The sequence below is a fragment of the Aeromonas bivalvium genome, from assembly GCF_046078285.1.
In the GTDB taxonomy this organism is placed as follows: Bacteria; Pseudomonadota; Gammaproteobacteria; order Enterobacterales; family Aeromonadaceae; genus Aeromonas; species Aeromonas bivalvium.
Map to the genome: position 1 here is coordinate 90,159 of NZ_JBGXBV010000008.1, position 21,763 is coordinate 111,921.

Sequence of the window (21,763 nt, forward strand, 5' to 3'; positions counted from 1 at the left end):
CAGGAGTCTTCATGCACATAGAAATTGTCAGCACCGGCGACGAGATAGTGACCGGCCTGGTGGTCGATACCAATGCCGCCTGGCTCAGCGCCCGCTTGCTGGATCAGGGCTGGCAGGTGCGCCGCCGCCATACGGTGGGGGATGATCTCGCCGATCTGACCGCCCTGCTGCGCGAGTGCGCCGAGCGCGCCGACCTGGTGCTGGTGTGCGGCGGCCTGGGTCCGACGGCGGACGATCTCACCGCCCAGGCCGCGGCCGATGCCTTCAACGCCCCCCTGACCCTGCATCCCGGCTGGCTCGATACCATAGCGGCCCGCTACGCCAGCCGGGGTCGCCCCATGCCCGCCAGCAACGCCAAGCAGGCCTGGCTGCCCGCGGGCTGCGAGATCCTCGACAACCCGGTCGGCACCGCCTGCGGCTTCCTGTTGCAGTGGGGACGCTGCCGCATCGCCTTCACACCAGGGGTACCGTTCGAATTCAAGCAGATGGTGACGGAGCAGATCCTGCCCCGCCTGTACAACGAGCAAGCCAGCGGGGAGACGGCGCTGCGCCGCTTCTACAGCTTCGGCATCTCGGAATCCGCCCTGAGCGATCGGCTCGACGCTGCCCCCTGGCCCGTCGGGATCACCCTCGGCTACCGCTCCGCCATGCCCCTCATCGAACTCAAGCTGATCGGCCAGGGCGCCACGACCCGGGACATGGAGGCGGCACAGGCGCGCCTGCTCGAGCAGATCTCCCCCTGGCTGGTCGGTCAGGGTAACGAGGAACCGGCGCGGCAGATCCTCGCCCTGCTGGGGGACAGGCCCCTGACCCTGTTCGAGGGGGAGAGCCGGGGCGCCTTGCTGACCCTCTGTCATCAGCATCCCGGCCTCACGGCCCACTTCAGCCAGCAGCCTGCCGGCGAACCGGCCCAGCCCCTGGGGGACGGGCGAGGGGCCAGCCTGACCATAGGGATGGCGGGACCCCAAGGGGTACCATTGCGGCTCTGTATCGATGGCAAGTGCGTCGGCCAGACGGTGAAGGTCAGCCACCCGGATCCCGAGAGCGCCCGTGCCATCCTCGCCTTCGCCGCCCTCGACATGCTGCGCCGTCACCTGGCGGGGCTGCCGGTGATCGCCGACTATCTCACCCTGACCCGCACCCAGCCCCTGGGCTGAGTCGCCCCGGCCAGCGAGCCAGTGCTGACTCGCTGGTTCGCCCTCCCCTCGTCTCCCTCAGGGCGGCGCTGCCTGACCGTGTCCCCATGGCGATTTCTTCAACCGCCTTCACCCATTTGGACATAGATCATTGACCAATAAGAAGAATGATCAGGATACTGGGGCCTCCTTGCCGCCGAGTCGGGAGAACCAGCATGGGGGCATCATGGAATTGATAAAGAAATCAGTCAGATGGACTGAGCAGGAGCCAGAGTGTTAAACAAAGAGTGGTTACAGTTGTCGGCGGATATGGAGCTGGCCTGCCTGCGCATCCTGCCCGGGCTGGACGAACCGGTGCGCGAAGCCGATGTGCTCACCCTGCTGCTCTCCTCCAACTGTCGCCGCTATCAGCCCCTGCACGAGGGGATCAAACAGGTGGTCAGCCTGCTCAATACCCTGCAGGCCAAACCGGACGCCCCCATACCTCCCAATCCCGTCCCCATCGCCAGGCGCCAGGACGCCCGGCTGATGATACTGGTCGACAGCGACAAGATGACGGCCCGGGCCCAGATCACCTGCGACTGGGGCGGCAAGCCGCTCACCCTGGATGCCTTGCAGCAGGCCCTCGGCGAGAGCGAAGTGAACAGCGGCGTGCAGGGCATACTGCTCGAGCAGGCCGTCAAGCTCGCCAGGGAGGGGGCCCCCGGCAGTCTGATCCAGCCCGCCATCGCCTACGGCATCGCCCCCATTGCCGGCCAGGACACCCGTTTCGAGCGTCTGGTCGATACCCCGTCCGATCGCATCCTCAAGCCTCAGGAGACGGAGAACGGCAAGGTGGATCTGCGCGACCTTGGTACCCTGGTGACGGTCCGGGCGGGGGAGCCGCTGATGCGCCGCCACCCGGCGACCCAGGGCTCCCCCGGTCTGACGGTCACGGGCCAGACCCTGCCGGTCAAACCGGGCAAGGAGCTGGCCATGGTCCCCGGGGTCGGCACCGAGATAGCCAGTGACGACCCCAACCTGCTGCTCGCCAGCCGCCCCGGCCTCCCCTGCCTAGAGAAGCAGGGCATGCGGGTCGATGATGTGCTCAGCCTCAAGCAGGTGGATGCCCGCAGCGGTCATGTGACGTTCGAGGGAGCCCTCATCATCAGCGGCGACGTGTTCGCCGGCATGCGGATCCGGGCCAGTGGCGACGTGGTGATCGGTGGCTTCGTGGAGGGTGCCGACATCGAATCCGGCGGCGCCATCACGGTGCGTCACGGGGTCATCGGCCGCAAGACGGAGGATGACGACCCCCTCTGCCGGCTCAGCGCCCAGGGGGAGATACACGCCGCCTATGCCCAGTACGCCAGGCTGGAGGCGGGAGGCAATATTCATATCCAGACCCAGCTCACCCACTGCCACACCCGCAGTGGTCAGGATCTGCGGGTTGGCGACAGCGCCATGCGCAAGGGCACCCTGCTCGGCGGCATCAGCATCGCCAATCGCCAGATCCAGGCCCCCAGCATAGGGGCCAGTGCCGCCAACCATACCCGGTTGCAGATCCTTGGCGGTTACTTCAGCCACAAGCAGCAGGAACAGGAGCTCAAGCAGCGCAAGCAAAGCTGCCGCGACCAGCTGCTCAAGGTGCAGGATCTGCTGCTCAAGCTGCTGCAGCTGCCGCGGGAGAAGCGCAACCCCGAGACCCTGGACAAGATCAAGACCCTGCGCCAGCAATACCTGGGCCAGAGCAAGGGACTGGACGCCAAACTGGACGAGGCCCAGCAGGCCCTGCAGCAGCTGCTCGGCGAGATGGAGATCACCGCCACCCAGCGCCTCTATGCCGGTGTCGAGGTGGAGCTGGCCAACAGCAGCTACCGGGTCGATATCGACCATGGCCCCATTCGTATCGCCTTCAAGCAGGAACAGATAGTGTTGCAGCCTCTGGAAGGACGTAAATAAGTCAGGGCGAGAGCCCGTGTCCCCTGCCCACCTGGGGCCAGCCAGCCCCAGGTCCTGTGCCGGGCAGAGTCGGCCATGCCGTGATCCCTGACCCGAACTTGGGTACACTGCCAGCCTTGCACGCCACACAAAGCAGGTAACAGTCGATGTACAAACTGATCGCATTGGATATGGATGGCACTCTGCTCACCCCCCAGGGCACCATCTCCCCGCGCACCCATGCCGCCATCACCGCCGCCCGCGCCAGGGGCGTGACCGTGGTGCTGGCCTCCGGCCGCCCCCTGGAGGGCATGACCCGCTACCTGGAAGAACTGGGGATGACGGGGCCGGAAGATTATGTGATCAGCTACAACGGCGCCATGGTGCAGCGGGTTGCCGACGGCGCCCGGATCCGCAGCCAGCTGCTGACCGGGGCCGATGCCAGCCTGGTGGCGCGTCTGGCCGAGCAGCAGGGGGTCAATGTCCACGGCTTCTCGGTGCGCCAGGGCCTCATCAGCCCCCGCCTGAGCCACTATACCGAGCACGAATCCCGCCTGACCGGCATGCCGGTCAACCTGGTCGACTTCGCCACCCTGCCCCCGGACGAGGCGATCCTCAAGGTAATGATGATCGACGAACCCGCACTGCTGAGCCGGGCCATCGCCGCCCTGCCGGCGCAGCTCTATCAGGACTACACAGTGGTGCAGAGCGCCCCCTACTTCCTCGAGATCATGAACAAGCAGAGCCACAAGGGGAGCGGAGTGGCCGCCCTGGCCGAGCACCTGGGCCTGGATGCCAGCCAGGTGATCGCCGTGGGGGATGCGGGCAACGACAGCCACATGATCGAATACGCCGGCCTCGGCGTCGCCATGGGCAACGCCACCGACCCCCTCAAGGCCCTGGCCCAGCACATCACCAGCCGCAACGATGAGGACGGGGTCGCCCGGGTCATCGAAACCTTCGTGCTGGCCTGATCCCCACGGCCACGTCCATCCGGCAGGCCCCCTGCCGGATGTTTAATATATCCACCCATCAAGCCAGCCCCAGCCCCGAACTTGCCCCCACTCTCCCCATCAAACGGGCGAAGAAGCCATATATGCACCATCTCGCTTAACATAAACCACTCATTTTGTTTGACATATTTAACGGCCTTGGCAGACTGAAATCAGGATCCAGGCTCTCGCCGCTGCGCGCCTTCTCCTGACACCAGCCGATGCGAGCCCGGGATATCCTAAACTTGCCTTGAGGCAGGCCCTGATATCGGTCAGGGCGAGCCCAAGGCGCCAGGGTCCCTCGGGACCGCAAAGGAATGCCAAGGTGATTTATGTCTGCACATACCCCATCCGCCTCACCCCGCAAGCCTCTGGTTCTGATGACCATGGGCAGCCAGGCCCGCAACGGCCATGACTATCAGGTCATGACCCACAAATACATCAAACCCCTGGTGGAGATCAGCGACTGCACCCCGCTGCTGGTGCCCACCTGCTGCGGCACAGAGGCCCTCGAGCACTACCTCTCCCTGGCCGATGGCATCTATCTGAGCGGCGCCGGATCCAACATAGATCCCGCCCTCTATGGCCAGCAGAACCTGACCCCGGACAAGGCCCAGGACAGGGAGCGGGATCTGTTCGACATCGCCCTGGTACGGGCCGCCATCGACAAGGGGGTGCCCATCCTCGGCATCTGTCGCGGCATGCAGGAGATCAACGTCGCCCTGGGAGGGGACATACATCAGAAGGTCTACAGCGAACCCGGCTTCGATGACCATCGCGAGGATCCCGAGGATCCGCCCGAGCTGCAGTATGGCGAGAGCCACATGGTCGAGCTGGTGGAGGGTAGCTGGTTTGCCGACCTGATGGGCACTCGCCGCATCCCGGTCAACTCGCTCCATGGCCAGGCCATCAGGCGCCTGGGCAGGGGGCTCGCCCCCCTGGCCCATGCCGAGGACGGGGTGATCGAGGCGATCCATGCCCCGGGCCTGCCCCAGTTCACCCTGGCGGTACAGTGGCACCCTGAGTGGCACGCCAGCGAGAACCCCCACTCGGTCAAGATCTTCACCGCCTTCGGCGAGGCCTGTCGCAGACAAGCCGCCCAACGCTAAACCGGCGGCAAGATCCACAGAGGGGCCCGCGGGCCCCTCTGTGTCTGTCTGACCGTTGCCTCATGGGCCCTGGTCTCACTCGCCAAAGCCCCTGGCCTTGAGCTTGGGCAGGCCGCCGCGCACCGGTCGCAGGCCGCGGCAGGCATCCAGCCCCTTGAGCCCCCGCTGGATATGGTCGGGAGAGTGGCCAAAGACCATGCCGTTGCTGCGATAGAGGTTGTTGTCGTCGAGCTCGAACCGCTCGCCGCCGATGAGCAGGGGCCGCCTGCCCTCCTCCTCCTTGCCGCGCTTGAGGGGCAGGACGAGGTCGGTCAGTATCTCCCCCGTGGCGCAGCCCTCACGCCAGCGAGCCTCATCGGAGAAGGGGGTGATGGCTATTTCGCGCCAGGATCCATCCCCGAATTCGACCCGATAGTGGTCGGTCAGCAGATCGCAGCCTGCCAGCAGACCCAAGCATCCCAACAGACAGTAACGACTCAGGCGCGGCATCTCTCCCTCCTGTCCGGCCGGGGCAGCAAGGTGGCGGCATCGCCGCGGCGCATCTGCGGCCTCATGATGGCGCCCACTCATGGCCAAGCAGCAGGGGGCCCAGCTCTTCGAGCCTGTTCAACATGAGATCCGGCAGCTGGCTGAGGCGGCGCCAGTCACCCTGGCCGTCATTGAGCCAGGCGACGCGATAGCCCTGCCGGCGGGCCCCCAGCACGTCGCTGCGCTCATGGTCTCCCACGTGCAATATCTCGGCGGGAGCCAGCCCGAGATCCCGGGCCGCCGCCACGAACATGTCGGGGGCCGGCTTCATCAGGGTGCCGGCGCCCGCCTTGTACACGGTGCGAAAATAGCCGTCGAGCCCGGCCCGGGCCAGATCCAGGTTGCCATTGGTGATGGCCACCAGAGGGTAGCGCCGGGCCAGGGCCGCCAGCAGGGTATGGGTGCTGGCGGATACCGCTATGGCGGAACGCTCGGCCAGGAAGCCGGCAAACACCTCGGCGGCGGCACGCTCGGCCGAGGCGCCATCCATGCCGCCTTCCCGCAGTGCCCGCCCCAGGCTGACCCTGCGAGCCAGGCTGACATCATGATGCAGGGCGGGATCCTCCAGCAGCACCTGGCGCTTGCAGGCGTGCCAGCGCTCGGCATCCAGCATGGCCCCCGCCAGGTATTCGCTGCGCAGATGGGCCAGCATCCAGGCCTCGGCGCGCGCTATGTGGGGACCGTTGTCATAGAGGGTGTCATCGAGATCGAAGGAAAGCGCCTTGACCGGCTGCCAGCGGCGGAAAAAAACCATGCTCACTCCTGTTCGTCGTCCTTGTCGCCACCATGGCGCCTGGCCCTGGGGTGGGCCCCATCATAGACCTTGGCAAGGTGCTGAAAGTCGAGGTGGGTGTAGATCTGGGTGGTGGAGAGATTGGCGTGGCCGAGCAGCTCCTGCACCGCCCGCAGATCCCCCGACGACTCCAGCATATGGGTCGCGAAGCTGTGTCTGAGCTTGTGGGGATGCACATGGGCGTTGAGGGCCTGCTTGCCGCCCCAACCATCGAGGCGCATCTGCACCGAACGGGCCGAGAGACGCCGCCTCTGCCTGGAGACGAAGAGGGCAGGCTCCTCGGCCGGGGCCAGGGCCGGACGCAGGGCCAGCCACTTGTGCAGCCACTCCAGCGCCATGCGCCCTATGGGGAGCACTCGCTCCCGCGAGCCCTTGCCCACCACCCTCAGCTGGCGATCGTCCAGCCGCAGATCGGTCAGATCCAGCCCCACCAGCTCGGCGAGGCGCAGGCCGGAGGAGTACATCAGCTCCATGATGGCGCGATCCCGCACCGCCAGCGGATCCTGCTCGTCGCTGATGTTGAGCAGCTGATACATCTCGTCCACATCCAGATTCTTGGGCAGGGGGCGCCCCTGCTTGGGGGTGCTGATGCCCCGCGCCGGGTTCGCCACCAGTCGCCCCTGGCGCACCTGCCAGTCACAGAAGCTGCGCAGGGCAGAAAGCTTGGTGGCGAGCGAGCGGGGCGCCAGTCCTCCCTTGTGCATCCGGCTCATCAGGCTGCGCACCTGGCTCGCCTCGAGCCCGGGCCAGTGGCTCAGTCCCAGCGCCACCAGCTGGCCCGTCATGGCGATGAGGTGGGCCAGATAGTGGTTGCGGGTATGGGCGCTCAGCTGGCGCTCCACCCTCAGGTATTCGATGAAATCGCCGAGATCCTGCGCCAACGCGGGAGGCAGGCCGGCGAGCCCGTCAGCGCTGGCCGTCACGGATCAAGGCCGGCAACCGCAGCTGCAGCAGGCGGCCGAGCTGGCCGAGCAGCAGAGGGTCGTTGTGGGGGGTGAAGTGACCGGGATCCGGGCTGGCGAAGGCCAGCAGGCCCAGATCGCCCAGACGCATCAGCGCCACCGAGCCCACCAGCACTCCCTGGCCGAACAGCAGCTGCTGTTCGCTCTGATTGAGGCGACCGAAGTAGAAGCCCTGGCCGGGCAGACGCTGACCCATCAGCTGCTCCATCCCCTTGCCCGTCGCAAGGAAACGCGCCCCCTCCTCCCCCGGCTGACACTGCCTGGGATTGAGCCAGAGCCGCAGCCCGGACAGCCGCAGCCGCTCGACGAAGGCCTGCTGCATGGCGTTCACCAGCTCGCTCAGGGTCTGGCAACCATGGATGTCGCCATAGAGATCCGCGTAGACGCGAAAGATCCGCTCGTTCTCGCTGGCCAGGCTCATCAGCTCGGTGATCTCCAGCTCCAGCCGCTCGATGCGGTCGCGCTGGCGCTCGAGCTGGCGCTCGACCAGGGAGACGCTGCCCCTGCGCTCATGGGGGATGCGCACCCGATCCAGCAGGCTCGCGTGTTGTTGGAAAAATTCGGGGTAACGGGCCAGGTACGCCAGCACCTCGGCCTCATCGACCTCGTGCTCCTGCCGTTTCGCTTCACTCATGCTTGTTCAATCCCGTTTTGATAGTCCTGTGGGCGCCAGATGTGCCGACACAGGGGACCCTGTGGTCCAGGCCCCCTATTAGAACCCTATCGGGGCGTCAAATACAGTCGCGTTTGCAGATGGGGGCACAGGCTCCCCCACCGGGCAGAAGAACGGCGGCCCGGGCCGCCGATCCTCACAGCTCTATCTGGCCGTCGAACACATGCTCGGCGGGGCCCGTCATGTAGACCGGCTGACCGGGCCCCTTCCAGGCGATGGTCAGCTTGCCGCCGGGCAGGGAGACGGTCACCCGTTCCTTGAGCTTGCCCTGGCTCATGCCGATCACCGCGGCGGCGCAGGCCCCGGTGCCGCAGGCCAGGGTCTCGCCCACCCCGCGCTCGAACACCCTCAGCCGGATCTGGGTGGCATCGACCAGCTCCATGAAACCGACGTTGACCCGCTCGGGGAAACGCTCGTGGCGCTCCATGATGGGGCCAAGGGTCTCGACCGGGGCATCATCCACCGAGGGCACCTCGATGACGCAGTGGGGATTGCCCATGGAGACGGCGCCGCACATGACGGTGTGCTCCTGAGCCCGCAACAGGTAGGTCTTCTCCGCCTTCTGGGCGCGAAACGGGATCTTGCCCGGTTCGAACTGGGGCACTCCCATGTTGACCGTGACCTGGTTCTCCCCCTCCAGCTGCAGCACGATGCGACCGCGCGCCGTGCTCACCGCGATGCGATCCCGGTTGACCAGCCCCTTGAGCCGCACGAAGCGGGCGAAGCAGCGGGCGCCATTGCCGCACTGCTCCACCTCGCTGCCATCGGCATTGAAGATACGGTAATGAAAATCGAGCTCGGGATCATAGGGCGGCTCCACCAGCAGCAGCTGGTCGAAACCTATCCCGAAATGGCGATCCGCCAGCTTCTTGATGACGTCGTTGCTGAAGAACACCTTCTGGGTGACGCCATCCACCACCATGAAGTCGTTTCCCAGGCCATGCATCTTGGAAAATTCAATCAACATCTTTTTTCCCTGCGCTGTTCAGGCCGCAATAAAGGTCGTTCACCACCATGAAGGCGCTATCCGAGGCCCCATGCATCCTGGAAAAATCAATCAAGATCCCGCGTGTCAGAGCCTTGATCGCGCGTGCAATGCAGGGGTGCGCCGGAGTCGCCCTCCCGCGCGCCCCTGCCCGGATCACGGCAGCAGGTGTTCACCCTGCCAGAGCGAGGCCAGCGGCTCACGCTCGCGAATGAGGAACCCCTGGTCGCCGTCCACCAGCACCTCGGCGGCGCGGGGACGGGTGTTGTAGTTCGATGCCATGGTAAAGCCGTAGGCACCGGCGGAACGCACCGCCAGCAATGAGCCCTCGGCAATCGCCAGGGTGCGCTCCTTGCCGAGGAAGTCGCCGGTCTCGCACACCGGGCCCACCACGTCGTACAGCGCCGGCGCATGATCGGTCTGGCTGTCCACCTCTATGATGTTCATCCAGGCGCCATAGAGGGAGGGGCGCAGCAGGTCGTTCATGCCGGCGTCGATCAGCGCGAAGTTGCGGGTCTCGCCAGGCTTGAGGTATTCGACCCGGGTCAGCAGCACGCCGGCGTTGGCGACGATGGCACGCCCCGGCTCGAACAGCAGGGTCAGATCGCGACCCGCCAGCTTGGCCTTGAGCGCCTCGGCGTATTCGGTCGGGTGCGGCGGCTGCTCGGCGCCATAGTTGACCCCGAGACCACCGCCCACGTCCAGGTGATGGATATGGATGCCTTCACCGGCCAGCTCGTCGATGAGCCGCAGCAGCTTGTCCGCCGCCTCCATAAAGGGATTCAATTCAGTCAGTTGAGAACCGATATGGCAATCCACCCCCTTGATGGCGATGTTGGCCATGGCGGCCGCCTTGCGATAGATGGCGGGAGCCTGCTCGATGGGGATGCCGAATTTGTTCTGTTTGAGGCCGGTTGAGATGTAGGGGTGGGTACCGGCATCTATGTCCGGGTTGACCCGCACCGAGATGGGGGCCACCTTGCCCATGCTGGCAGCGACCCGGTTGAGGCGCTCCAGCTCGGCTTCGGACTCCAGGTTGAAGCAGAGGATCTCTTTCTCCAGCGCGAGGCGCATCTCGGCCTCGCTCTTGGCCACGCCGGAGAAGACCACCTTGGCCGGATCCCCGCCCGCCGCCAGTACCCGCGACAGCTCGCCGCCAGAGACGATGTCAAAGCCCGAGCCCAGGCGAGCCAGCAGATTCAGGATGGCGATGTTGGAGTTGGCCTTGACCGCATAGCAGACCAGGTGGGGTATGTCCCCTGCCGCCTGATCGAAGGCGTGCCAGTGGCGCTCCAGGGTAGCGCGGGAGTAGACGTAGAGCGGGGTGCCGTGCTGCTCGGCCAGTTGCTGCAGCGAGGTCTGTTCGGCCTGCAGCTGACCGGCGGCATTGTAGTTAAAGTGATCCAAGGGGCGGTTCCTTCCAAATTATGACGAGTGCGGCGCAGCCTCTGGGGTCGACTCGGCCGGGGTCTGGGGAGCACTCTGCTGGCCATCCGATGGGTCGGTCGGCGCCTGGGCTGGCTGGGCCTCTTGATTCTGCGGCTGCTCGGCAGGCGGCATATAGAGAGGACCTTTCAGGCCACAGGCGACCAGGGCGAAAGCGAGAAGCGCGGCAGACAGGCACCGGACGAGTTGAGTAATCATAATGGTTCGCTGCGAAAAATTTTTTGGCCCTCTATAATCGCACTCACATTGTTAAAAGCAACAGGATAAACCGATGAAGGATCACGAGTATCACGCCCTGGTAGACACCTTTTTCCAGTCTGTGGAAGACCGCATAGACGCGAACTACCCGGATATCGATTGTGAGCGGGCGGGCGGCGTGCTGACCCTGGTGTTCGAGAACAAGACCAAGGTCATCCTCAACAAGCAGGAACCCCTGCACCAGATCTGGGTCGCCACCCGGGAGAACGGCTTCCACTTCGAGCTGCAGGGAGACACCTGGATAGACAACCGCTTCGGCCACGAGCTCAAGGCCCTGCTCGCGCGCGCCTGCACCCAGCAGTCCGGCGAGGACGTGCGCTTTCCATGATTGACATCCATCCCGCTGGCGCCCGCCATGCCGTGATCTGGCTCCATGGCCTGGGAGATTCCGGCGCCGGGCTGGCGCCCCTGGTGGAAGCGCTGGCCTTGCCCGCCGACCTGCCCGTCCGCCACCTGCTGCCCGATGCCCCCGAGCGCCCCATCACCATCAACATGGGCTACAAGATGCGCGGCTGGTACGACATCAGAAGCTTCGACGACCCGGCGGATCGCGCCGTGGAAGCCCATGTCCGCGAGTCCGCCGATCGTATCGCCGCCCTGCTGAGTCAGCTGGTGGCCGAAGGCTTTGCCCCGGGCAACATAGTCCTGGCCGGCTTCTCCCAGGGGGGCGTGATCGCCTCGTTCACCGCCCTGCGCCATCCGGCGCCACTGGCGGGCCTGCTCTGCATGTCCACCTATCTGGCGGCACCCGAGCAACTGGTCGAGGAGATGAGCGAGGCCGCCCGCGCCCTGCCCATCTGCTACATGCACGGCATCTATGACGACGTGGTGCCCCTCTCCATGGGGTGGGATGCCAGGCAGCAGCTGGAGGCGGCAGGCCTGACCCTCGCGTGGCACGAATACCCGATGCGCCACGAGATCTGCCGGCCCCAGCTGGGGGATATCCGCACCTGGCTGCTGGCGCGCCTCCTGCCCTGAACCAGGACACCCGCAAAATGAGAGGGCCTGCATTGCAGGCCCTCTTCATATCATGGCGGCTGGCTCAGCCCACTTCCCGCGCCGGGCCCTGGGGCTCGCGTCCCAACCCCTGGCTGCGATACGGGATCACCTCCAGCGCCTCCCCCTTCTCCACTATCTCGTAGTACTGGGGCAGGTTGAAGTTGACGGGCTGACCATCGTCACCGAATCGCTCGTGGCTCGAGGTGTAGAAACGGTTGACCCCGGTCACCAGCTCATCCTTGTTGCCGGCGAAGTGCTGGTAGATCTCCACCCGGTTCGCCTCGTCCAGGATATAGATGTTGGTGCCCGCATTGCGGGTATCGAAGAAGAACTGCACCAACCCCTCGCTGGCATAGGCATCGACGATGCCGGGCAGGTGCTGGCTGTGGGTCTTGTCGAGGCGCAGCGGCAGGTGATCCAGCTTGTTGTGGGAGATGTGCCGGTAGAAGTCGATGGCGTTCTCCAGCTTCTTGACCGATACACCGCGCCGCTCGAAGAAGATGCCGTACTTCTCCTTGCCAAGGACCAGCGTCTTGACCAGCTGCTGCTTGTCCCGGGCCAGACGCAGCTCGATGCACTCGGCCACCAGCTGCTGGAAGCGGGAGCGCACCAGGGAGCGGAAATGCTGGCTGTAGCAGAAGACGGCGATGGTCTCCGGGGCCGCCGCATCCTGGTGCATCTTGCCGAGTATGGTGGTGAGGGCATCGACCACGGCCTCGTCACCGCGAAAATGCAGGGTACGGATCTCGCTCCAGGAGTTGCGGTAGACCAGATCCACCGACCCCACCAGACACTCCAGGTTGCGGCCAAACGAGAAGACGTCCGCGCTGTTGGCATCGAACTCGATCACCTGACCGACCCAGTGACTGGTGGGATCCACCTCGAGGTTGAGGTAGATGGAGAGCTGGCGGATCTCGCAGGGGCGGCTCAGGGCCAGATTGGTGGCGCGGGGATACTTGACCGGGAAGCAGCCGGCCAGATCGCGACAAAACTGATGCAGGTTGTCGATATGCAGATCCGAACCCTGGTTGAACAGGTGCACCCGGGACTGGGCCGTGAGCAGATCGTTGAAATAGGCCCAGGCCACCAGCTTGCTGATGTAGCTGTTATGTTCGAGCGGCGCCCGCCCTATGATGTCCGCCGGCTCCAGGGACTGCTTGTAGAGGTACCAGCCGGCGCGATTGAGCCGCCCGTGAGGCACCTGCACCAGGCTGAGATCCGGCTCGCTCAGATCCGGCGCTATCTTGAGGTTGATGCGCTGCACCTTGCCCGGCAGGCTCTCGAACGCGGCATAGAGCTTGCGCGACAGTATGCCGATGTCTTCCGGGTTGATGGACTCGCTGATGTTGTTGCGCCGGGCGAACTGGATCAGGTTGCGATAGCTCTGCATCAGGGCCTCGAGCAGCTCGGCATAGGCCACCTTGACCTGCTCCACCTTCCACTCCAGCCGGTGATCCAGATGATGGAGCCGCGCCGGGCTCCAGCCCCAGTAGGCGACCAGCTGCTCCAGCTGTTCCCGCCGCCACCGGGGCGACCCCTCCTGGTTGGGGTGACTCAGGCCATCGCACACCTTGAGGTAGAAACAGCGGCGCACCAGATCCAGCCGCGCCATGTCACCGATGGACTTGAGGTAGTTGGTCACCTTGTCCAGCATCAGACAGTAGTTGTCCTGGCGAAAGCTCATGCCCTCATGCTGCTGGAACCAGTCACGGCTGATGAAGGAGAGCAGCCGGGTGTTGGGGTACTCGTGGGAGTAGGCCTCCATCAGCACAGATTTGAGCACCGCCTTGTAGGGGGAGTCGATGCCCTTGTAGAGCTGCCAGAGGGCAGAGCCGAAATACTCTTCCGCCGGAATGCGGTTGAAGCTGCCCAGATCAAGCCAGTCATCCTGACTGAGCTGGCCGCTCGCAAACAGGCTGGCCACATAGTCGTCGTAATGGTCATCGTATGCGCGGGGCACCAGGTACCACAGCAGCCGCTTGCCCGCGATGTGCATGGCACTGCGGTAGAACTCGTCGAGCAGCAGCAGGTGCTGGGCACTGCCGCAACTCTCCCCCTGCATCTGGGCATCGTTGTGCTGGCGGAACTTGTCTTCGGGAATGAGGAAGAAGTTGAGGTCCACCCCCCGCTGCTCGGCCCACTTGGAGAGCTGCTGGCACTTCTGATCCAGCAGGGCCAGCCGCTCCGGCGAGAGACCGGCCACATGGCAGACCCAGATGTCGAGATCCGAGTGGCAGCACTGACCGATGGAGGAGGTGCTCCCCATGGAGTAGAGCCCCTGAATAGCCCGATCCGTGGTTGCCAGCCCCCCCTGACAATTGGCGTTCTGACACAGATCTTCGATGAAGGCCTGCTGCACCTCATCGGCCTTGAAACTCCAGATCCCATGGGGCACATCCCCGGCCACATACCCGGGCAGGAGGGGATGATTGAAGTGCAGCATGACGGGCAGCAGTTGGAATACCTGCTGCCCGTAGCGACTCATGAGACCTAGCGCCCGCTGCGTCTTGAGACGATTGATCTCGTCATAACGCGACACGAGCACATCGAGTTGTGCCAGCAATGACCTGCCTATATGGGGGTTGCAATTGACGCACCAAAACGGTGAAACGTCAAAAAAGTGTGATCATGTTAACAATGCAAACTGCGGTGGTAAACAAGCCCACAGCGAATAGCAGGATTATTTGTGACAGTCGGCTTAACAGTATCAGAAGAAAACAAATAATATGTTTTAAATCATTCAGTTAACATTCAACTTTCGCGGAATGAAAATCCTTTTCTTCCCTTCATTTTTCGCCAGGATCCCGGTTTTGCGGCCCATGCCATGAAAGCCCCTGTAAAGGGTGGTAAGATCATTTCCCTTCTAAATATGAAACAACTGATTGATATGGCAGCCCGAACCCTGAGAATCGCCACACGCAAGAGCCCACTGGCCCTGTGGCAGGCCAACTTCGTCAAAGAGCGGCTCGAGGCCCTGCACCCACAGCTCGTCGTCGAGCTGCTGCCCATGAGCACCCAGGGTGACAAGATTTTGGATACTCCTCTGGCCAAAGTCGGCGGAAAAGGGTTGTTCGTCAAAGAGTTGGAAACCGCCATGCTGGAAGGACGGGCAGATATCGCCGTTCACTCCATGAAAGACGTGCCGGTTGAGTTTCCGGCTGGATTGGGGCTGAGAACCATCTGCGAACGGGAAGACCCCCGCGATGCCTTCGTCTCCAACCGCTTCGCCAACGTGTCCGACCTGCCCCAGGGGGCCGTGGTCGGCACCTCCAGCCTGCGCCGCCAGTGCCAGTTGCGCGCAGCCCGGCCGGATCTGGTGATACGCGACCTGCGTGGCAACGTCAACACCCGCCTCGCCAAGCTCGATGCCGGCAATTATGACGCCATCATACTGGCGGCGGCCGGCCTGCTGCGCCTGGAGATGGCGGAGCGGATCCGCGCCTTCATCGAGCCCGAGCAGAGCCTGCCCGCCAATGGCCAGGGGGCGATCGGCATAGAGTGTCGCGACGACGACCACGAGCTGCACGCCCTGCTGGCGCCGCTGGAGCACGCCGAGACCCGGGCCAGGGTGTTGACCGAGCGCGCCATGAACCGCGCCCTGCAAGGGGGATGTCAGGTACCGATCGGTGCCTACGCCCTGGTGCAAGAGGACGAGATCTGGCTGCGTGGCCTGGTGGGTCAGCCGGATGGCAGCCGAGTGCTGCGCGACGAGATCCGCGGCCCACTCGCCCAGGGCGAGGCCCTGGGCCTGCAGCTGGCCGAACGCCTGCTCGCCGCCGGTGCCGACCAGATACTCGCCGAGGTCTATCAGTCATGATGGCGCCGGGCGGCCTCTGCAAGGGGGGGATCTCCCGGTGAGGCCCCTGGTGATCAGGCCCGCCGGGCAAGGCGTGGAGCTGGTACGCTTGCTGCGCCGCCACGGCCACGACCCCCACCCCTGCACCCTGCTCACTCTGGCCCCGGGCAGCGAGCTAGAACGGCTGCCCTCCCTGCTGGCGCAGGCGGATATCGTCATCGCCGTCAGCGTCCATGCCGTTATTTTTGCTGATCATTTTCTGTTGCAAACTGGTCAGACCTGGCCAAATATTGACTACCTTGCGGTGGGAGACGCCAGCGCGGCGGCCTTCGCCGAACGCGGCATCAAGGCCCTCTGCCCGGCCGATCCCCGCAGCGAAGGCCTGCTGGCCCTGCCCGCCCTGCAAGGGGTGGCAGGCAAAAACGTGCTCATCTTGCGCGGCAACGGCGGCCGGGACCTCATCGCCCAAACGCTGGCCTCGAGGGGGGCTCTGGTGCACTATTGTTGCACCTATGAACGCCACTACCCCGAACAGGATGGCGCGGCCTTGGCCAGGGAATGGCAACAGGCCGGGGTCGACAGCCTGCTCGTCACCAGCGGGGAGTTGTTGCAGCGTCTACAGACGCTGGTACCGGATGATCGCCACCCCTGGCTGCACGGCTGCCAGTTGGTGGTCCCCAGTTCCCGAGTAGCCGAGATGGCCGAAGGGTTGGGTTTTCTCCATATCACGATTGCCCAGGGGGCAGCCAATCCGGCCCTGCTGGCCGCCCTGGAACAGAGGAAGATGCGATGACAGAACAACAAGACGTGCAAACGAGCACCGCGCCAGGCCAGGAGGCCACCAGCCAGACCACTCACGCCAGCCAGGCCGCAGCTCAGCCACAGCAACCGGCCCAGAGCAAAGGCCGCGCCGGTGTGCTCATGGGGGGGCTTGCCATCCTGATCGCCCTGGGGCTGACCGGGGGGCTCTACTATCACGGCCATCAGGGCGCGCTGGCGCAGCAGGCCGAGCTTGCCCAGCTCAAGCAGCAACTGACCCAGGTCAGCGATCGCCTCGCCCACAGCGGTGGCGAAGAGCGCGCCCTGCTCGGTGAACTGGGCAAGCAGCAGCAGACCCTGCAAGAGGAGTTCAAGGGCTTGCAGAACCGGGTGCTGGATCTCAATGACAAGCGTCCCAATGACTGGATGCTGGCCGAATCCGAGTATCTGGTGCGCATGGCGGGCCGCAAGCTCTGGCTGGAGCACGATCTCGTCTCCGCCATCACTCTGCTCGGCAACGCCGACGAGCGTATCAAGGCCCTCAATGATCCCAGCCTGATGCCCATTCGCAAGTCCCTGGCCGAGGACATTACCCGGCTCAAGGCGATGCCGCGCATCGATCGCGAAGGGCTGACCCTCAAGCTGGCCGCCCTCGAAGACCAGATCGAACTCCTGCCCCTCTCCAACGTCACCATGCCCGCCGCCCAAGAGCAGCAGAGCCAGGCGGTCAGCAGCAATCCGGACGAGTGGGAGAGCAACCTGAAGAAGAACTGGGTCAAATTCACCGAGAACTTCATCACCATTCGCCGCCGGGATGGCGCGGTCGAGGCGCTCATCTCGCCCCAGCAGGAGATCTACCTGCGCGAGAACCTCAAGACCAAGCTGCTGCAGGCCCAGCTCGCCGTCTACCGCGAGCAGCAGGGGCTCTATGAAGACAGCATCGACAAGGCGCAGCGCTGGCTCGGCCAGTACTTCGACACCGACAACAGCGCGACCCGCTACCTGCTGGGCGAGCTCGACAAGCTCAAGGGCGAGCAGATCCAGTTCGACTACCCGGACAAGTTCAGCTCCCAGGCCCTGCTCGAGCAGGTCCTGACCGAGCGCCTGCAACGCATCGCGACCGGTAACTGAGGAGAGCCCCATGATCCGTTTGATTATTCTGGTTGCCGTCATGGTGGCGGGCCTGGCCTTCGGCCCCGAGGCATCGGGCAACAAGGGTTATGTGATGATCTCCCTTGGCAACTACACGGTGGAATCCTCCGTGACCAGCGCCGTCATCCTCGCCATCCTGTTTTACGGCCTGCTGCTGGCCGTGGAGTGGCTGCTGGCGCGGGTATTCGGGCTGCGTCGCAGAACCCTCGGCTGGTATGGCTCCCGTCGACGCCGCAAGGCCAACCAGCAGACGGTGGCCGCGACCCTGGCCTTCGCCGAGGGCCAGTATGGCCAGGCGGAGAAGCTCATGGTGAAGGGGGCACGCAACAGCGAAACTCCCCTGCTCAACTACCTCTCCGCCGCCAAGGCGGCCCAGGCCAGGGGGGATGAGAGTCGCCGGGATCACTACCTGCAACAGGCCCAGGAGGAACACCCCAAGGCCGAGCTGGCCCTGACCCTGACTCAGACCCAGCTGCAGATAGAGCAGGGTCAGTACGAGAGCGCCCTCGCCACCCTGGAATCCCTGCGAACCCTCAATCCCCGCCACCCCATGGTGCTGGATCAGCTGCGCCAGGTGCAGCTCGCCCGCCAGGACTGGCCGGCCCTGCTGGAGCTGATCCCCATACTGCACAAGGTCGGCAGGCTCACTCCCAAGGAGGAGGAAGCGCTGACCCGTCAGGCCTGGATCGGCCGCCTGCAACAAGGGGCGGGTGACGCCGACAAGCTGGCCGCCATCTGGCAGGCCATGCCCAAGAAGCTACGTCAGGATCCCGAGCTGCTGCTCGGCTATGGCCGCCAATTGCAGGCCTTGCAAGGGGATCAGGCCGCCGCCCAGCTCTGGCTCGACGCCCTGCGCAAGGAGGCTCACCCCGAGCTGCTGGCCGAGCTGCCCCGGCTGCGCCTGGATGACTATCAGCCCCTGCTGACCCTGCTTGGCAAGATGCAGGACAAACCCGGCGCCCAGGCGGCCCTCGCCCAGATTTGCCTGCTGGCCGGCCAGCTGGATCAGGCCCAGCAGCTGCTGGAACTGGAGCTCGCCAAGGCGCCGAGCGCCGCCCTCTGCCACGCCATGGGCCAGCTGATGGACAAACGCCGCCTCACCAACAAGGCCAACGAGTACTATCGCCAGGCACTGCAACTCGCCGGTATCTAGTTACCAGTCAACACGAAAAGAGGCCGCGATTGCGGCCTCTTTTGTAGGGAGTCGGTGCAGAGGCGGGGCAATGGCGCCCTCAGGAGGTCAGTCGCTCCCACTCGCCAAGCAGCCAGATGGCCTCCCCTCTGTGGCTACCGCACACATCCACCATGGGGCGAAAACCGCTGCACACGGCCGGGCGCTCCGGCAGGCCGAACAGGCGACAGCCCAGCCGCTCGTCGAGTTGAACACAGGGCACACCGGCGGGCTTGCCCTGGGGCATGCCGGGGATGGCACTGCTGATACTGGGGGCGATGCAGCAGGCTGCGCAGCCGGAACGACATTCCATGACGAGGTCCATTCAAGGGGGAGGCCCAGTCTACCCCAGCGCCCGGCAACGGCTTACCACTATCTCGGCGGCGCCCTCGTCACCAGGCAAATTATCGCGCGCAGCCGCCCCCATATGATGCCAGCCATGGCCTGACCTCGCGCCCCGGAGCCTGGATGACCCCAGCAGAGTCCCCTGACAACAACAAGCCCGGCACAGGGCCGGGCTTGTCTCTCGTACGCGTCAATCAGGGACTCAGAGGATGATGTCGCGAATGACCTCGTCCTTGCGATCCAGGTAATGGATGGACTTGATGCGACGAATGGTACGGGACTTGCCGCGGATCAGCAGGGTCTCTGTGGTCGCCATGACGCCATCGCTGCTGATGCCTTCCAGCAGATCCCCCTTGGTGATGCCGGTCGCCGAGAAGATGACGTTGTCGTTCTTGGCCAAGTCTTCCAGCTTGAGCACCTTGGTGACATCGATACCCAGCTCGGTGCAACGGGCTATCTCCTGCTCCCCCAGGGCGCGGGCATTGGCATCGTCGCCCTTGACCTGATGACGGGGCATGAGGCGAGCCTGCATGTCGCCGTCCAGGGCGCGGATCACCGCCGCCGAGATGACCCCTTCCGGTGCGCCGCCGATGCCATAGAGCATGTCGACTTCGCTGTCCGGCAGACAGGTGAGGATGGAGGCGGCGACGTCACCGTCGGGAATGGCGAACACCCGCACCCCCAGCCCCTGCATCTCCTTGATCGCCTTGTCGTGACGCGGCTTGGCCAGGGTGATGACGGTCAGGCGGGAGAGCGGTTTGCCCAGCGCCTTGGCCACGGCCTTGAGGTTCAGCTCCAGCCCCAGGCTCAGGTCGATCACGCCCTTGGCCTTGGGGCCCACGATCAGCTTTTCCATGTACATGTCGGGGGCCTTGAGGAAGGAACCCTTGTCGCCGACGGCCAGCACGGCCAAGGCATTGGACTGGCCCATGGCCGTCATGCGGGTTCCCTCGATGGGGTCGACGGCGATGTCTACCGCATCCCCCTGGCCTGTGCCCACCTGCTCGCCGATGTAGAGCATGGGAGCTTCGTCGATCTCACCCTCGCCGATCACTATCTCGCCATTGATATCGATCTGGTTGAGGATATGACGCATGGCCGCCACGGCCGCACCATCGGCGATATTCTTGTCACCACGTCCGAGCCACTTGTAGCCAGCCAGTGCAGCCGCTTCCGTCACTCGGGAAAATTCGATTGCCAGTTCACGTCTCATCGCTAATCCAACCTATTGGAGCTCGAAAAACGGGCGGCATTCTACCACAAGGGCAAACCTTTGCGCGCAAAACTGCGCGGTTGCCGTATTTTTACCGCCCGACCCGCCATAACCGTCCCTTTCCCCTGTCACGAAACCGACACGCAACCACCATTTAGACTTCATTTTTCAGTCACGCAGCCGTCATCCAGCCTCCCTAGCATAGCCCCCGTCTTTTACAGCAAAAGCTTGCAACACAAGGGATTAAGATGAAAAAGCTGACAGTAGTAGCGCTGGCAATGACCGCCGCCTTCCAAGCCCAGGCCGTCGAAGTTTTCAAGAATGACACCACCAAGCTCGACCTCTACGGCCGCATCTATGCCGGCCACTTCTTCGGTGACAAGAAGGAGCTGGATGACAACGGTGACATCAAGAACGACTACAGCGGCAAGCAGGGGGCGAACCAGTTCGTCCGCTTCGGTGCCAAGGTCGACAGCCAGATCAACAGCAACCTCAAGGCACTGGCCCAGTACGAGCTGCAGCTGTACGTCAACGACAGCGAGAAGACCATCAGCGACAACTCGGACAACATGCGTACCCGCCTGGCCTTCGCCGGGGTAGGCGCCGACTGGGGCAATGTCACCTTCGGCCGCCAGAAAGGGGCCCCGGGCTTCCTGGCTGACTGGACCGATGTCTCCCTCTCCGATGGCTACGGCAACGAGGCGCTGGGCGCCAAGACCGACACCTTCGCCACCAACCGCGCCGGTTCCGTGCTGAAATACTCGGGCCTGTTCAACGGCTTCCAGATCGATACCAGCTACAAGTTCGATGGTGGCGACACCGAAGACGAGGGCAGCAAGGACAGCGATCCGGCCTATGGCGCCGCCGTCGCCTACACCTTCCCGTTCAACCTCTCTCTCGGTACCGCCTACAACGTCGGCCTGCGTCAGCAGGATGGCGAGAAGGACGCCAAGCTGTGGCTCATCTCCGCCAAGTATGACGACAAGGCCATCTACGCCGCCCTGAGCTATGCCGACGGCAGCGACTTCCTGGGGACCGACAAGGATCACACGGGTTGGGAAGCCGCCTTGGGCTACAACTTCAGCAACGGCATCGGCCTGATGGCCCTGTGGAACAAGCAGGAGATCGAGCAGAAGGGCAAGGATGACGTCGACTCCATCGACTACTACACCCTGGGCGCCCAGTACAAGTTCAACAGCAACTTCCGGGTGATCGGCGAATACCGCATCAACAACCTGGACAGCCAGCCGAACAAGGCCGTCGCCAACCAGGACGACTTCCAGCTGGCCGCCCGCTACGACTTCTAAGTCAGACCCGGCCAGACTCCCGACAGGCGATGAGCGACTCATCGCCTGTTTTTATTGCACCCGTTTTATTGCACCCGTTTTATTGCACCCGGCATCAGAGCAGCAGATACCTCCAACCCAGGCAAGAACAGCATACTGAGCGAAGTTATGCAAAGGGGGGGGAAGGTGGGCATTCTCAACCTCCAATACAGTCTTCTACGGCGACTGGTGTAGCCGTCA

Annotated in this window: 21 protein-coding genes; 11 read left to right on the forward strand and 10 right to left on the reverse strand. The window is 64.2% G+C overall.

Annotated features, from left to right (window positions below; genetic code table 11):
* The first annotated feature begins 11 nt into the window (after nt 1–11).
* From ACEUCR_RS16460 to ACEUCR_RS16475, 4 genes are all read left to right on the forward strand, one after another.
* Nucleotides 12–1,157 (forward strand): CinA family nicotinamide mononucleotide deamidase-related protein, encoded by a 1,146-nt coding sequence (locus ACEUCR_RS16460; protein ID WP_408791481.1) that lies wholly within the window; start codon nt 12–14, stop codon nt 1,155–1,157.
* A gap of 252 nt (nt 1,158–1,409) precedes the next feature.
* Entirely contained in the window at nt 1,410–3,077 is a 1,668-nt protein-coding gene (locus ACEUCR_RS16465) for a DUF342 domain-containing protein (protein WP_408791483.1), read from the forward strand.
* 146 nt (nt 3,078–3,223) lie between these two features.
* On the forward strand, nt 3,224–4,030 hold the full coding sequence (gene yidA, locus ACEUCR_RS16470; protein ID WP_042000675.1) for a sugar-phosphatase: 807 nt from the start codon (nt 3,224–3,226) through the stop codon (nt 4,028–4,030).
* Between the two features lie 350 nt (nt 4,031–4,380).
* The gene (locus tag ACEUCR_RS16475) at nt 4,381–5,157 is read left to right on the forward strand and encodes a gamma-glutamyl-gamma-aminobutyrate hydrolase family protein (RefSeq protein ID WP_408791485.1); all 777 of its coding nucleotides are present in this window, start codon (nt 4,381–4,383) and stop codon (nt 5,155–5,157) included.
* A 75-nt stretch (nt 5,158–5,232) separates the two neighbouring features.
* Here ACEUCR_RS16475 and ACEUCR_RS16480 read toward each other — a convergent pair whose 3' ends face one another.
* The 7 genes from ACEUCR_RS16480 to lptM form a co-directional block, all read right to left on the reverse strand.
* The gene (locus tag ACEUCR_RS16480) at nt 5,233–5,646 is read right to left on the reverse strand and encodes a hypothetical protein (protein WP_042000669.1); all 414 of its coding nucleotides are present in this window, start codon (nt 5,644–5,646) and stop codon (nt 5,233–5,235) included.
* A 61-nt stretch (nt 5,647–5,707) separates the two neighbouring features.
* Nucleotides 5,708–6,439 carry an HAD-IA family hydrolase gene (locus tag ACEUCR_RS16485; RefSeq protein WP_408791487.1) on the reverse strand — a complete coding sequence of 244 codons (732 nt, stop codon included), beginning with the start codon at nt 6,437–6,439 and terminating at the stop codon, nt 5,708–5,710.
* Nucleotides 6,440–6,441: 2 nt separating this feature from the next.
* Nucleotides 6,442–7,401 carry a tyrosine recombinase XerC gene (xerC, locus tag ACEUCR_RS16490; protein WP_042000662.1) on the reverse strand — a complete coding sequence of 320 codons (960 nt, stop codon included), beginning with the start codon at nt 7,399–7,401 and terminating at the stop codon, nt 6,442–6,444.
* Nucleotides 7,385–8,074, reverse strand: a complete 690-nt coding sequence (locus tag ACEUCR_RS16495) for a DUF484 family protein (protein ID WP_042000659.1) — start codon at nt 8,072–8,074, stop codon at nt 7,385–7,387. The genes xerC and ACEUCR_RS16495 overlap by 17 nt, the downstream gene beginning before the upstream one ends.
* Nucleotides 8,075–8,249: 175 nt before the next feature.
* Nucleotides 8,250–9,080: a diaminopimelate epimerase gene (gene dapF, locus ACEUCR_RS16500; RefSeq protein ID WP_042000656.1), complete on the reverse strand. Its 831-nt coding sequence runs from the start codon at nt 9,078–9,080 to the stop codon at nt 8,250–8,252.
* Nucleotides 9,081–9,254: 174 nt separating this feature from the next.
* Nucleotides 9,255–10,505 (reverse strand): diaminopimelate decarboxylase, encoded by a 1,251-nt coding sequence (lysA, locus tag ACEUCR_RS16505; protein WP_042000651.1) that lies wholly within the window; start codon nt 10,503–10,505, stop codon nt 9,255–9,257.
* Nucleotides 10,506–10,523: 18 nt separating this feature from the next.
* On the reverse strand, nt 10,524–10,742 hold the full coding sequence (lptM, locus tag ACEUCR_RS16510) for an LPS translocon maturation chaperone LptM (protein WP_408791488.1): 219 nt from the start codon (nt 10,740–10,742) through the stop codon (nt 10,524–10,526).
* A gap of 73 nt (nt 10,743–10,815) precedes the next feature.
* Between lptM and cyaY the strand changes: the two genes are divergently transcribed.
* Together cyaY and ACEUCR_RS16520 are read left to right on the forward strand one after the other, a co-directional pair.
* Complete coding sequence (gene cyaY, locus ACEUCR_RS16515) at nt 10,816–11,130, forward strand: iron donor protein CyaY (RefSeq protein ID WP_042000644.1); 315 nt, start codon at nt 10,816–10,818, stop codon at nt 11,128–11,130.
* A complete protein-coding gene (locus tag ACEUCR_RS16520) occupies nt 11,127–11,780 on the forward strand; it encodes an alpha/beta hydrolase (protein WP_408791489.1) in 654 nt (217 codons plus the stop codon). The genes cyaY and ACEUCR_RS16520 overlap by 4 nt, the downstream gene beginning before the upstream one ends.
* Before the next feature lie 64 nt (nt 11,781–11,844).
* Here the strand turns inward: ACEUCR_RS16520 and ACEUCR_RS16525 are convergent, their stop codons facing one another.
* On the reverse strand, nt 11,845–14,364 hold the full coding sequence (locus ACEUCR_RS16525) for a class I adenylate cyclase (RefSeq protein ID WP_111874346.1): 2,520 nt from the start codon (nt 14,362–14,364) through the stop codon (nt 11,845–11,847).
* Between the two features lie 324 nt (nt 14,365–14,688).
* Between ACEUCR_RS16525 and hemC the strand changes: the two genes are divergently transcribed.
* Genes hemC through ACEUCR_RS16545 form a run of 4 tightly spaced genes read left to right on the forward strand, consistent with a single transcriptional unit; the run spans nt 14,689 to nt 18,661 of the window.
* Nucleotides 14,689–15,618: a hydroxymethylbilane synthase gene (gene hemC / locus ACEUCR_RS16530; RefSeq protein WP_408791491.1), complete on the forward strand. Its 930-nt coding sequence runs from the start codon at nt 14,689–14,691 to the stop codon at nt 15,616–15,618.
* 37 nt (nt 15,619–15,655) lie between these two features.
* The gene (locus tag ACEUCR_RS16535) at nt 15,656–16,390 is read left to right on the forward strand and encodes a uroporphyrinogen-III synthase (RefSeq protein ID WP_408791493.1); all 735 of its coding nucleotides are present in this window, start codon (nt 15,656–15,658) and stop codon (nt 16,388–16,390) included.
* Nucleotides 16,387–17,487, forward strand: coding sequence for a uroporphyrinogen-III C-methyltransferase (locus tag ACEUCR_RS16540; protein ID WP_408791494.1), 1,101 nt, complete (start codon nt 16,387–16,389; stop codon nt 17,485–17,487). The genes ACEUCR_RS16535 and ACEUCR_RS16540 overlap by 4 nt, the downstream gene beginning before the upstream one ends.
* Nucleotides 17,488–17,497: 10 nt before the next feature.
* Nucleotides 17,498–18,661 carry a heme biosynthesis HemY N-terminal domain-containing protein gene (locus tag ACEUCR_RS16545; protein WP_408791496.1) on the forward strand — a complete coding sequence of 388 codons (1,164 nt, stop codon included), beginning with the start codon at nt 17,498–17,500 and terminating at the stop codon, nt 18,659–18,661.
* Between the two features lie 79 nt (nt 18,662–18,740).
* Here the strand turns inward: ACEUCR_RS16545 and ACEUCR_RS16550 are convergent, their stop codons facing one another.
* Both ACEUCR_RS16550 and glpX read right to left on the reverse strand, forming a co-directional pair.
* Nucleotides 18,741–18,992, reverse strand: coding sequence for a YkgJ family cysteine cluster protein (locus tag ACEUCR_RS16550; RefSeq protein WP_042000623.1), 252 nt, complete (start codon nt 18,990–18,992; stop codon nt 18,741–18,743).
* A gap of 234 nt (nt 18,993–19,226) precedes the next feature.
* The gene (glpX, locus tag ACEUCR_RS16555) at nt 19,227–20,237 is read right to left on the reverse strand and encodes a class II fructose-bisphosphatase (protein WP_042000620.1); all 1,011 of its coding nucleotides are present in this window, start codon (nt 20,235–20,237) and stop codon (nt 19,227–19,229) included.
* A gap of 248 nt (nt 20,238–20,485) precedes the next feature.
* Between glpX and ACEUCR_RS16560 the strand changes: the two genes are divergently transcribed.
* Entirely contained in the window at nt 20,486–21,544 is a 1,059-nt protein-coding gene (locus tag ACEUCR_RS16560; protein WP_042000617.1) for a porin, read from the forward strand.
* Nucleotides 21,545–21,763: the final 219 nt, after the last annotated feature.